This window comes from Sphingobium sp. TomTYG74, from assembly GCF_055393875.1.
The window spans coordinates 689,304-700,894 of sequence record NZ_AP027342.1 but is presented as its reverse complement, the minus strand read 5'-3'; the positions used below and the strand labels follow the sequence as shown (position 1 = coordinate 700,894).

Genomic DNA, 11,591 nt, shown 5'->3' with positions numbered 1-11,591 from the left:
ACGTCAATCCGCAAACTGGCCGGTCAGGATTGCCGCGCCGGGATCGAGAGCGGCCGTGCCTTCTGTTTCCAAGCGCGCAAGCGGCAGGCGCCACAGATTTACTTCCGCCGTGCTTTCGGTTCGCACCAGCCGAAGCCCCCAAATGCCTCGTTCATGCCCATAGCTATTCACCCAGTTGCCGCCGAGGCCGGGGTCGCGCTCGGCTATGACGATACGGACCCGGCCATCAGGCTCCGCAACGAAACGATAGTTGTTCACCCATCCGTTGCCATCTTCGAACGTGTCGAGATTTTCCTGCCACATGTTGCAGATCTGAAAGTTCCAATATTCGCACTCAGGCGGCACGAATTCCAGCACCAGCGCTTCGTCCAGCCCCTTTTCCCAGCCTCCAAAGGCTACATGGCGGTCGGGTACGCCGCCGTTCGACAGATATTGCGCGCGGCTATAGTCCAGCCGGTTGAGCTTCGCCGCGAAATTGCCCTGCGTGCCGTTCCACCAGTTGCGCACCAGTTCCGCATAGCCCAGCACGCCCTGCGCGGCCCATGCCAGATTGTTCGCCATCAGCGCGGGCGTCACGGGTTCAGGCACCGCGCCATCCATCCGCTCGATCCGCAGACCCGGAGCGATCTCCTTTTCCCGGTCGCTCCAGACCAGCCGGATGAGGATGCAGTTGGTATCGGGTTGCAGCTTCAGCCAGTTCTTGCCTTCGCCCGGATCATTTTGCGACATGATGATCTCGAACGTCCCGTCAGCTTCGATATGAAGCTGCTGACTGCCCAGGAAGCCGGTGGTCTTCAGGTTGGAGGGGTCGAACTGTTTCAATCCCTCTACACCGAGCTGCGCCCAATCACGCGCGCCCAAATCGTCGGGCGCTGGGGCGGTCAATATGGCGAGGACGAAATAGGGTATGGTCCCTCGTGTGCCAATGATCCGGTAATCGCGGGCTTCATCGAACTGGCACATCAGATGGTCCTGATCGACCGTCTGCACGTTGATCGACTGGCGCCACACCATGTCGCGCAGGCGCGGCCGGGTGGGTTCGGCGTTCTCGATCAGCCGCTCAAAGCTCGACCGGGCGACCCGCGTCAGGAACCGATACCATTCCGCCCGGTCGAGATCGGACGGATCATCGCCGAACCGGTCTATCATTTTACCGGCGACTTTCAGGACGTCGCAGAAATCTTCCCATGACTGGCCGGACAACAGCCGCTGCGCGGCCCGCGATTCAATCGCGCGCTTGTCCATCGATCCTTTCAAGGCGTCAGTCATCGCGCCGTATCCTCTCCTTATGTGATGGAGGAAGGTGCCATCATCCCTGTCGCGCGGCCAGCCAATCTTCTGTCGATACCGTGCCATTATCCTTCCTGTGTGACGCAAAACATCCGCAGCGGGGGCGATGGACATTTCCGTGCCGCCGAGGATTGACCAAAAAGTTATAGTACGATAACTTTACGGTGTTTAAAGGCGGATCGGATGATTCGTCCGGTGTCTGGAGAGGAGTTGCAAAGTCATGTTGAGCAATGAACAGAAGCGGCGGTTGTCCGACCTGCTGCAGCCTGTTTCACCCCCCCGTGAATTGAGCAACGTATACACCGAGGATCAACGTCGGCGGCTGCTGGATGTCGTCCACAGCGGCGCCTGGAAGCTCATCATCGCGCAGCATTTTCCGACGCCGGAATCTCTGATCGCCACCTTCGCGGGCGGTTTCCCGGAAGGGTTCGAGCCGACGCTCGACATGTTCCTGACGCCGACATTCCGCGGCTTCTACGCCAATTATTCGACCTGCATGTACCCGGAGATTCAGGATACCTTCTACAATCCGACGTTCCTGGAATATGCCAAATCCTATTGGAATGCGGACTACGCCAAGCCGCAGATGATGCTGTTCAACGTGAACGGCCCCTGCGGCAATACTGATCCGGGCCATCTGGATTCGCCCAGCTTCCGTGGCGTTCGCTATGAAAACTCGCCCACATGGCTATGTTCGATCATGGGCCGTTCGGGCCTGTTCCAGGACTATCTGATCAAAATGGCGCAGGTGATCACCTGGTTCAGCCATGATCCCAATAGCGGCTTCACCTATTGGCCCAAGGGTCCGCTGGAAAAGCCCGCGCGGTTGCAGCCGCCCGTCTATAACCGTGGCGTGGTTGTGCAGAACGAAATGCTCGTCCATCGCGGCGAAGCCAATGGTCCGATCGAGCGCCGCAAGCCGAAGGGCCTGGGCTTTGACTCCCTTTTCAGCGGCGAACCGGGCAACCCCGATGGCTGGCTGGTAAAGACCGGGGACGAAGTTATCGAGCGTTATCATACCGACGATCTGCGTTTCCTGGTCCACTGGTCGGCCGAAGTGTTCGAAGATTATGCCGAGCTCAAGAAGAACATGGATGGGTCGGATAACCTCAGCTATGATCAGGTGTTCGACACGCTGATCAAGGATGTCCGTTCGCGCGGTTTCCAGATCGAAACGCCGATCGATCCGATCAACGATCCGGTTTTCATCAAGGCGCTGAACGCCGCTTACGACTATGGTGGCCCGGCCGAATATCCGGCCGAAGCGCCGCGCGAGCTGGTGGCCGCCTGAGCGCTGCCGGGTCGCAAGACAGGAAGAAGGGGCGTCCCGTCAGGACGCCCCTTTTTTCATGGCCTCCGTTCAGGGGGCTGGTTCCATGTCTTCCGGCCCCCAATAGGCCTTCAGGATGGTGATCTTTCCCTCTCCATCAAACGTGCAGACATCCAGCGACCGGATCAGCAGGCGCGGGCCTTCCGGCGGCTGAAACGTCACATCGAACACGAGCGCGGCCGCATTGGCATGCGATCCCCGGATCGGTGCGACCGGCTGGATGTGTGTGTCAAAAGCGATCGTGTCGCTGAACCATGCACGGATTTCCTCCCCGGTCTTGGGCGGAGAACCAACCGGGTCCTCGATCACCGCATCACGCGCGAATAGCGCCAGAACGCCGTCCCGATCGCCCGCGTTGATGCGATCCACATAGGCCTGAAGCGCGGCCCGCATGTGCGTTTGGTCAGGTCCCGGTACGCCGGGTGGAGAGGATTCGGACATATCCTGTTTACCTCGTTATCCATAGAGTCATAACGGCTATGAATCGCGCATTTAACATATGAACTTGCCTTTATAATGATGTTTTGCGTAGAAAGCGGAAGATTTCAAAAAGGCTATAAGCGAGGCTGTGACTCGCCGCATTAGCTGCTAATTTGCCATGGGCAGTGAGAGGATCAAGAAATGGCGACATCGTCGGACTATCGTCTGGGAGACTTCACCTTTCCGCGTGGCTGGTTCATGGTGGGTGAGAGCGCTGAGGCGACGAGCACGCCCAAGGCTATGCGTTACCTCGGCCAGGACATGGTGATGTACCGTGGCGAGAGCGGCAAGGTCTATGTGACCGAAGCCTATTGCCCGCACATGGGCGCGCATCTGGCGAAGAACACGACCAGCTACATCGTGCGCGATGGCGAGCAGGTGGAGGGCGAGTCGATCCGCTGCCCCTTCCATGGCTGGCAATATGGCCCGGACGGCCAGTGCAAGAACATTCCCTATTCGGATTTCGTGCCCAAGGCGGCCAAGCTCAAGACCTTTCCCGCGATGGAACGGGCTGGCACGATCTGGATCTGGCATGATCCCGAAGGCCTCGAACCCAATTTCGACCTGCCCGATTTCGGCGGCCATTATGATGCGCCGGGCTGGGTCAACTGGAAGATCGACTATATGGGCGATCTCGACATCCATCCGATCGAGGTGGTCGACAATATGGCCGACTTTGGCCACTTCATCCCGATCCATGGCGCGAAGGATTTCGTCTACTTCGCCAATGAGTTCAAGGATCATATCGTCCACCAATATTATGCCGCCGGGCACCGCACGCTGACGCTCAATCCAGAGGACGTGCTGACGCTCGACACCTGGTACACCGGCCCGTCGATCCTCCAGTCGGAGATGGCCGGGACGTTCGACAGCTTCATCATGATCACCCACACGCCGATCGAGGATGGCAAGATCCGCGTCTGGCACGGCCTGATGGTGCAGGTGAATGACGGCTCCGCGCCCGTCACCGACGAGCTGCGCGCGGCCGCGCTGGAATATCAGGAAGGCAGCCGCCTCGCCTTCGCCCAGGATGTCGAAATCTGGCAGAACAAGCGCGCCTGCCTCAACCCGCTCGTCATCCCCAATGACGGCCCCTATGGCAAGGTGCGGACCTGGTACAAGCAGTTCTACAACCCCCGCGACAAGACGCCGGACATGCACAAGCGCGCCAACGGCCTGCATGTCACACTCGACAAGCGTAGTTCCACGCAGGCGGCCTGAAGGAGAAAAGACAATGGAGAGAAGTGAACGTCCGGTCGCCATCGTCACCGGTGCCAGCCGAGGCGCGGGTCGTGGCATTGCGGTGGCGCTGGGGGAGAAGGGCTATCGCGTCTATGTGACGGGCCGCTCCGTTCGCGAAGGCGATGCCGAACTGCCCGGCACCATCGGCGCGACGGCGGCGCAGGTCGATGGTGCCGGCGGCGAAGGCCGCGCGGTGCAGGTCGATCATGCCGACGAGGGTGCGATTGCCGCCCTGTTCGAACGTGTGCGGGACGAAAGCGGCAGGCTCGACATATTGGTCAACAATGTCGCCGCCCTGAACGACGACCTGGTCAAGCCCGGCCCCTTCTGGGAAAAATCCCCCGGCCTCGTCGATATATTGAACGTCGGCCTGCGGTCCCATTATCTTGCAAGCTGGCACGCCGCGCGCATGATGGTTCCGGCTGGCAGTGGCCTCATTGCCTTTACCTCCTCCTTCGGTTCGGTCTGCTACATGCACGGCGCTGCTTATGGCGCGCAGAAGGCGGGCGTGGACAAGTTCGCCGCTGACATGGGGGTCGATTTCCGCGGAACCGGGGTTGCGGCGATCGCGCTCTGGATGGGGCCTCTGCACACCGAGCGCAGTGCCCGCACGCTGTCCGAACATCCTGAGCAATATGAGAAGTTCATGGCCGATGCCGAGACGCCTGAATTCAACGGCCGGGTCATCGCCGCCATCCATGACGATCCAAACCGGGACGAACTGAACGGCCAGACGCTGATCACGGCTGAGATTGCGCAGCGATATGGCATCACCGAAGCTGGCGGGCGCACCCCGCCATCCTATCGCGCGATGCTGGGCGATCCGCGCATCCCGCACCCTGCCATAGTGGCTTAGGAAACGGCGATGGACTTCGGGCGCCGATTTGCAGGCAGGTCGATCATTGTCACCGGCGCTGCCTCCGGCATAGGCCGCGCGACCGCCATCCGGCTGGCTGCCGAAGGCGGTCGGGTGCTGGCGGTCGACCTGGACGAAAAAGGGCTGGAAACGCTAAGGCAGGAACAGCCCGACATCGCCATCCGCGCAGGGTCGGTGGCAGACGAGGCGACTGCCCGCTCGATCGTGGCGCAATGGGTGGAGGAGGCCGGGCAACTCGACGTCCTCGTCAACATGGCGGGCATCATCCGGTCGAGCCACGCGGCAACGACCGACTATGAAGCCTTCATGTCCCTCATCGCGGTCAATATGGGCAGCACCTTCCTGATGTGCCGCGAAGCCTTGCCGCATCTGGAAAAGGTGAAGGGCAACATCGTCAACGCCGCGTCCACATCAAGCCATTTCGGCCATCCCTTCCTCACCGGCTATGCCGCCAGCAAGGGCGCGGTCGCCGCCTACACCCAGAGCCTCGCCTGGGAATATGTGAAGCGCGGCGTGCGGGTGAATGCTGTTGCGCCGGGCGGCATCGAAACACCGCTCGCCAACAGCGTCCAAACCGGCATGGTGGAAGGCGCCGATTGGGAGTTGTATAATCATCTCGGCCCGATCAATGGATTTGCGACCCCGGACAAAATCGCGGGCGTCATCGCCATGCTGGCGAGTGAGGATGGAGGGCACATGAATGGCGCAATCGTGCGTATCGACGGGGGCGTTCACGCCTGAACTATCAGGCGTGGCAGGGGGCTGGTTTTCATGACGCCCCCTGAAAATGGCTTTTGCCTGGACCATCTTTCGCTGGTGAACCTCGACGCCCTGACGGTGATCGAGGCGGCCGCCAGCGCAGGCTTCACCGCCGTCAGCCTGTTCGTGACGCCGATCCCGATCAGCCCGACGCCTGACCTCATCCTGGACAAGAGGGCGCGCAAGGCGATGATTTCCGCATTGCGCGACACCGGCCTTCGGGCAGGTGTCATCGAGCCTTTCATGCTGGATGCCGACCCCGATTGGGGTTTGCTGGAAAGCAGCGCGGAACTGACCGCCGAGTTGGGCGGGACCGTCAATATATTGGGCCTCGACCCGGATCACGCACGGCTGCGGGAGTCGCTGGCGCGCATGGTGGAGATTTGCCAGCGGGCGGGTGCTTCCGCCGTCATCGAACCCTATCCGCTATCTTCTATCCGGTCGCCTTCACAGGCGCTTGAGATCGCCCATTCCCTGGGCGCGGAGGTGGGTCTGTGCATCGATACGCTGCACGTCATTCGTAGCGGCGGAAGCTGGGACGATGTGGCCTGCCTGCCGCCTGAGCGTATCCGCCATGTCCAGCTGAACGACGGCCCGCTTGAGGCGCCTCATGACCGGGTCAATGAAGCCGTGTTCGACCGCTTGCTTCCCGGTGAAGGCGAGTTTGGCCTCGCAGCTTTGCTTCCGCTGCTCCCGGCCCATGCGACCATCGCCGTGGAAGCGCCATCGCGTGCCTCAGCAAAGGGAGAACCACATGAGCGCGCGGCGCGGCTGATAGAAGCGATGAAAGCTTTGTATGCGCAGAGTTAGGCATAGCGCACATCGTCTGTCTCCCCGCCGTTCGCCCTGAGCTTGTCGAAGGGCCTCACTTCTTAAAGAAGAAGGGCTTCGACAGGCTCAGCCCGAACGGGTGGGGGGTAAGCTCTGTGACTCGGACACCGCGCTGCTTCCGATCCCGGGCGAAGCACTGCCCCGCCCGGAAAATTCATCATTCCGCAGCCAGCGTCGCCTGCTCACGGAAATAGGGGATCACCTTCTCGCCGATGTTGCGGATGGTCTCCATGATCACTTCATGCGGGATGCCGCCCATCTGGAACATGAAGAGGATTTCGTCGGCGCCCGCGTCCTGCAGGCGCTTGACCTGCCGGATGCAATCTTCCGGCGTGCCATAGGCGTCTTCGACAACCTCGAAGGATTCGGTGTGGTGGCCACCGATGGTGATCTTCTCTTCCGACAGCCAGGCCACCGTTTCTTCCTTGTGGCGCTGAAGCGCGGCAAGGCTTTCGCTCGCGTCCAGGTCCTCCACATCGGGAGCGGGGCCGCCCGAATACCAGTGGCCCAGCGATTCCACGAAGAAGCGCTGTCCGCGAAGGCCGATGCGGCGTGCCTTCTCCCGGTCTTCCAGAACCACGGCGGGGCAAAGCGCCGCGAGATGCTCGGTCGGACGGTAGCCAACCTGATCCTCTGCCTTGCGGTTGGCGAAGGCCTCACGATAAATGGCGTTCTTCTGCGCGATGTCGCTCGGTCCGGCAAAGCCGAGGACCAGTGCGCCAATGCCGCGCGATCCGGCGGTGGTCAGCGTGTCGGCGCGGGTGCAGGCCATGTAGATCGGCGGATGCGGGTCCTGCATCGGGCTCGGGTGGATCGGGCGGAACGGGATCTTCACGAACTCGCCATCATGTTCGATCTCGCCATGCTTCAGGATCTTGGGGATCAGATACATGCTCTCGTCGATCATCGGCGGCAGGTCTTCGAGATTATAGCCGAAGGTGCCCGCTTCCTGCTGCGTCCCGCCCTTGCCCATACCGAAATGGACGCGGCCATTCGACAGAATGTCCAGCGTGGCGATGCGTTCAGCGACCTTTACCGGATGGTTCATCGCGGGCGGCAGGCAGACGACGCCATGGCCGATGCCGATGCGCGACGTGCGCCCGGCGAGATAGGCCAGGAAAGTTTCCGGTGCGGACATGTGCGCATATTGGGTCAGCGCGGTATGTTCGACGGCCCAGATCGTGTCGAAGCCCATTTCCTCGGCATGGATGGCTTGCTCGATAATGTCGCGGAACACCTGCTGTTCGTTCTGACGCGACGTGTCCGCCATCTGCGCTTCGTAAATGATCGAGAATTTCATCATCTTCTCCACAAAACTTTCTTTCGTGGAGACAGGCTATGCCGAGTGCCGTGCCGCCACATCATCCAAATGGATCAGATTTCAGACTCGCTGCCGATGGAACGCAGCAGCGTGACCAGTTCGACCTGCCGATGCGTGTTGGTCTTGGCGAATATCGCGCGCAGATGGGATCGCGTCGTATTGTAGGCGATGCCCAAAGCGTCCGCGGCGTCCGCTAACGTGGCGCCGTGCGCCAGATGAACGGCAAGTCCCGCTTCCGCCCGCGTGAGGTGAAAGCGTTCGCGCAACAGCTCTTCCGATGGACCGGCGGGTCGGCTGGGGTCCGCGATGAACAGGGCGATCCATGCCCCGTCGCCATAGGCGGACGAAGGAATGGCCCGCGCCCGCGCATGCAGCGGCTGTCCGACGGTAGAAGCGATCTCGAACAGGATTTCCTCGCCCAGTGGCGGCGGGGAGGAAAGGATGCGGTTGATCGCCGCAGCGCTGGAGCCGGTCCTGGCCTCCAGCTTGCCATGCTGCTCGGAAACGATGGCGCCTTCTTCCAGCATATGCGTGGCGAGCGTGTTGCGGCGCAGAATACGGCCTTCCCGATCAAGGATCAGGGTCGCTACCGCCAAACCAGCCATCGCGCTGCTGAACAGTTGGCTTTCCGCCTGTGTGCTTGTGAGCCGCGCGTGAAGGTCAAGCGCGATGCGCAGATGCGGGATCAGCCGTTCGAGCAATTCCCGTTCGGTATCGCCAAATTGCGCATGGTCTTCGTCCCGCGTCAGGCGCAGCCGGACGGCGATATCAGGCAGACGATGCAGGTCTACGCCCAGAATTTCACTGCTGCGCGCCACGTCCAGCCAGTCGCGGAAGCGCGCGGGGACATGGTGCACGAAATCACGGAAGGAAACGACTCGCCCCTCGGGCAGGCCGACGAAGGGATCGGCTTGCGAGATGCGCTGATATTCCTGGGTGCGCTCCGGGTCCGCGCCGGGGGTGACATGAGCATCGATCCCGGCGCTCCCCCGACCGATCAGCAGCGTGGCGAAGGTTGTGTCGGTGATGGCCGCCAGCGCGCGCAGGAAATCCTCCCATGGCGGGGACCGCGTCAGCCCGCCGTAGAGCGTCTGCAACAGGTCGGCAAAGGCGGTGTCATCGCTCATCATTCAGATTCCCGCCTCCAGCCTCGACGATGGCAGTCACCGTCGAGGCCGTACCCGGTTCAGCGTCGCAGGGCCAGCGTCACGCTGTAGCGGCGGGGCGGCGAATAATAAGCCTCCGTAAAGCCGAAGCTGGTCGATGCATCATAGCCCGCCGTGATGATGCGGCGATCGGTGATGTTATCGACGCCCACGCGCACCGACAGGCCGCTGTCCGCAAAGCGCAGTTCGGCGCTGGCGTTGAGGATCACGTGGTCGGGCTGCCGCAGGAGCGGCGTGTTTTCCGCATCGACAAAGACCTGGCTTTTATAGGCTGCGTCGAGCCGCAGCACGCCCTCCACATTGTCGCTGAGCGGCGCCTGATAGATTGCGCTGGCATTGGCGGTGATATCGGGCGCCTGCTTCAGCTTGCGGTCGCTGACGTCGGTCGGCACGCCATTGATGACGGACACATATTCCAGATATTTGGCGTCCAGCAGGCCAAGCGCGCCGGTGACGGTGAAGCGCGGCGAAACCTTGAACGCGCCTTCCAGCTCGATGCCCTGAATACGCGATCGGCCCGCATTCTCGTTGCGGACGACGATCAGGCCGGTCGTCGGGCTGACGGTCGATACCAATATCTGCTGGTCGCGATATTCGTTGCGGAACACGGCTAGGTTGATGGTGGCGATACGGCCGAAACCTGCCTTCAGCCCCGCTTCGTAGGAGGTCAGATGTTCCGGATCATAGGAACCGATTTCCTCAAGCGATGTAGGCCGCCCGTTGAACCCGCCAGACCGGAAGCCCCGCGAATAGGAGACATAGGTCATCAGGTTCGGCCGGAACTTGTAGGAAAGCGAGGCACGCGGCGTGAAGGCGTCCCAGCTCTTTTCCAGCGTATAGCTGGGCGTACCCGCCAGCAGCGGCTCGCCCGAATAAATGCGGATCGCGGATTGGGAAAACTTCTTCTTCTCCCACGTATAACGGGCGCCCAGTTCCAGCGAGAGGCCGTCGGTCAGTTCATAATTGCCGTTCGCGAACAGCGCGAGATTGTCGGTGCGCTGCCGGTTGCGGAAATCGATGTTGAAGTCCAGTGACGACGCCGGAACAGCAAAGGGCGGGAAGGGCACAGGGAAGGGATCAAGCCCTGCCGCCACCAGCGCGTCAAACAACCCATCCGCCACGATCAGCCGCGTATTGTCGCGCGTCTTTTCGCGATAGGCGAATGCGCCCAGCAACAATGTGCCGCGCCCGCCAAGGTCGAGCGACAGCTGCAATTCCTGGCTGATCTGCCGCGCCCGCTCGTCATGAATGTCGCCCGCATAATTGACCGCCGACGAAGCATCGCCATCGCGGCCGAACAGCGCATCGACATAGCGATAGGCGGTGATCGACTTCAACGTCGCCCCGCCCAGATCCTTGGTCAGGGTCAGCGATGCGTTCACCGCGTCGGTCTGATCCTTGTTCAGCTCTGGGTTGCTGTCGGTACGGTCGATGTCGCCCGGCACGGTGCAGCAGGGCGTCAGGAACGTCGATTGCAGGAAGGAGAAGAAGGTCGGCGTGAAGGCGATCATGCTATGCGGCGCGCTGTGCTGGCGCCGGTGCAGACCATCGACCTGCAACACCGCGTCCAGCCCTTCGCCATCATAATGCAGCGCCAGCTTGCCCGCGACGACGTTGCGGTTGCCCAGATTGTCGCCGGACGGGATTTTCTGCCACCCCTCGCCAAACTCGCCCAGCGCCGCGACGCCCAGCGACCAGCTGTCGGACAGCGGCGTTTCGGCGTAGACCCGCCCGCGCACCGTGTTGAACGATCCGTATCGCAGGTCGGCTTCGATCTTCTGCTCCCGGTCCGGCACCGCCGACACGATGTTGATCGCACCGCCAACGGTATTCTTGCCGAACAGCGTGCCCTGAGGGCCGCGCAGCACTTCGATGCGATCGATGCCCAGCAATTCGGTCGTCGCGCCAAATGTGCGGGCGACATAGACGCCATCGATATAGACGCCGACAGCGGGGTCGGAGGTGATGATGAAGTCATTTTCGCCGACGCCCCGAATAAAGGGCGCGATGCCACCGCTATTGCCACCCTGGCCCGGCGTGAACTGAATATTGGGCGCGATCTGGCTGATCTGCGTCACATTGTCGAGGCCCCGGCTGTTCAGAGCCGAAGCATCAACCGCGCTCACCGCGATCGGCACATCCTGCAACCGTTCTTCGCGGCGGCGGGCCGTGACGACAATGTCACTGTCGCTGGCGGCGTCTGCTCCCGCCGCTGCCGTTTGCGACAGCGCGGCCCCCGGTGCGGCCAGAGCGATCAACGATACGATCGGATATAGCGTCTTGCGCATGCTTTCC

General features: G+C 61.6%; 10 protein-coding genes. 5 read left to right on the top strand and 5 right to left on the bottom strand.

Features of this window, described 5'->3' with window-relative positions:
* Positions 1 to 3: 3 nt before the first annotated feature.
* Entirely contained in the window at positions 4 to 1,269 is a 1,266-nt protein-coding gene (locus tag ACZ5TB_RS16200) for a DUF1214 domain-containing protein (RefSeq protein ID WP_464792716.1), read from the bottom strand.
* A 241-nt stretch (positions 1,270 to 1,510) separates the two neighbouring features.
* On the opposite strand from ACZ5TB_RS16200, the gene ACZ5TB_RS16195 reads away from it, so the two are divergent.
* Positions 1,511 to 2,581 carry a hypothetical protein gene (locus ACZ5TB_RS16195; RefSeq protein ID WP_464792715.1) on the top strand — a complete coding sequence of 357 codons (1,071 nt, stop codon included), beginning with the start codon at positions 1,511 to 1,513 and terminating at the stop codon, positions 2,579 to 2,581.
* Between the two features lie 69 nt (positions 2,582 to 2,650).
* On the opposite strand, the gene ACZ5TB_RS16190 is transcribed toward ACZ5TB_RS16195, so the two are convergent.
* Entirely contained in the window at positions 2,651 to 3,061 is a 411-nt protein-coding gene (locus ACZ5TB_RS16190) for a nuclear transport factor 2 family protein (protein ID WP_464792714.1), read from the bottom strand.
* A gap of 180 nt (positions 3,062 to 3,241) precedes the next feature.
* On the opposite strand from ACZ5TB_RS16190, the gene ACZ5TB_RS16185 reads away from it, so the two are divergent.
* The 4 genes from ACZ5TB_RS16185 to ACZ5TB_RS16170 are packed head-to-tail and all read left to right on the top strand — an operon-like array spanning position 3,242 to position 6,788.
* The gene (locus ACZ5TB_RS16185; protein ID WP_464792713.1) at positions 3,242 to 4,321 is read left to right on the top strand and encodes a Rieske 2Fe-2S domain-containing protein; all 1,080 of its coding nucleotides are present in this window, start codon (positions 3,242 to 3,244) and stop codon (positions 4,319 to 4,321) included.
* A gap of 13 nt (positions 4,322 to 4,334) precedes the next feature.
* Positions 4,335 to 5,198 (top strand): SDR family NAD(P)-dependent oxidoreductase, encoded by an 864-nt coding sequence (locus ACZ5TB_RS16180; protein ID WP_464792712.1) that lies wholly within the window; start codon positions 4,335 to 4,337, stop codon positions 5,196 to 5,198.
* A 9-nt stretch (positions 5,199 to 5,207) separates the two neighbouring features.
* Positions 5,208 to 5,960, top strand: coding sequence for an SDR family NAD(P)-dependent oxidoreductase (locus ACZ5TB_RS16175; protein WP_464792711.1), 753 nt, complete (start codon positions 5,208 to 5,210; stop codon positions 5,958 to 5,960).
* Positions 5,961 to 5,990: 30 nt separating this feature from the next.
* Positions 5,991 to 6,788: a sugar phosphate isomerase/epimerase family protein gene (locus ACZ5TB_RS16170; protein WP_464792710.1), complete on the top strand. Its 798-nt coding sequence runs from the start codon at positions 5,991 to 5,993 to the stop codon at positions 6,786 to 6,788.
* 178 nt (positions 6,789 to 6,966) lie between these two features.
* On the opposite strand, the gene ACZ5TB_RS16165 is transcribed toward ACZ5TB_RS16170, so the two are convergent.
* The 3 genes from ACZ5TB_RS16165 to ACZ5TB_RS16155 form a co-directional block, all read right to left on the bottom strand.
* Entirely contained in the window at positions 6,967 to 8,109 is a 1,143-nt protein-coding gene (locus tag ACZ5TB_RS16165; RefSeq protein WP_464780807.1) for an LLM class flavin-dependent oxidoreductase, read from the bottom strand.
* Between the two features lie 74 nt (positions 8,110 to 8,183).
* Positions 8,184 to 9,260 carry a helix-turn-helix transcriptional regulator gene (locus tag ACZ5TB_RS16160; protein WP_464792709.1) on the bottom strand — a complete coding sequence of 359 codons (1,077 nt, stop codon included), beginning with the start codon at positions 9,258 to 9,260 and terminating at the stop codon, positions 8,184 to 8,186.
* 56 nt (positions 9,261 to 9,316) lie between these two features.
* Positions 9,317 to 11,584 carry a TonB-dependent receptor gene (locus tag ACZ5TB_RS16155; RefSeq protein WP_464792708.1) on the bottom strand — a complete coding sequence of 756 codons (2,268 nt, stop codon included), beginning with the start codon at positions 11,582 to 11,584 and terminating at the stop codon, positions 9,317 to 9,319.
* Positions 11,585 to 11,591 lie beyond the last annotated feature (7 nt).

What these genes read in the sequence shown, in the direction of transcription:
- ACZ5TB_RS16200 (WP_464792716.1), bottom strand. Translation starts at nt 1,269, where the DNA reads ATGACTGACGCCTTGAAAGGATCGATGGACAAGCGCGCGATTGAATCG.
- ACZ5TB_RS16195 (WP_464792715.1), top strand. Translation starts at nt 1,511, where the DNA reads ATGTTGAGCAATGAACAGAAGCGGCGGTTGTCCGACCTGCTGCAGCCT.
- ACZ5TB_RS16190 (WP_464792714.1), bottom strand. Translation starts at nt 3,061, where the DNA reads ATGTCCGAATCCTCTCCACCCGGCGTACCGGGACCTGACCAAACGCAC.
- ACZ5TB_RS16185 (WP_464792713.1), top strand. Translation starts at nt 3,242, where the DNA reads ATGGCGACATCGTCGGACTATCGTCTGGGAGACTTCACCTTTCCGCGT.
- ACZ5TB_RS16180 (WP_464792712.1), top strand. Translation starts at nt 4,335, where the DNA reads ATGGAGAGAAGTGAACGTCCGGTCGCCATCGTCACCGGTGCCAGCCGA.
- ACZ5TB_RS16175 (WP_464792711.1), top strand. Translation starts at nt 5,208, where the DNA reads ATGGACTTCGGGCGCCGATTTGCAGGCAGGTCGATCATTGTCACCGGC.
- ACZ5TB_RS16170 (WP_464792710.1), top strand. Translation starts at nt 5,991, where the DNA reads ATGACGCCCCCTGAAAATGGCTTTTGCCTGGACCATCTTTCGCTGGTG.
- ACZ5TB_RS16165 (WP_464780807.1), bottom strand. Translation starts at nt 8,109, where the DNA reads ATGAAATTCTCGATCATTTACGAAGCGCAGATGGCGGACACGTCGCGT.
- ACZ5TB_RS16160 (WP_464792709.1), bottom strand. Translation starts at nt 9,260, where the DNA reads ATGATGAGCGATGACACCGCCTTTGCCGACCTGTTGCAGACGCTCTAC.
- ACZ5TB_RS16155 (WP_464792708.1), bottom strand. Translation starts at nt 11,584, where the DNA reads ATGCGCAAGACGCTATATCCGATCGTATCGTTGATCGCTCTGGCCGCA.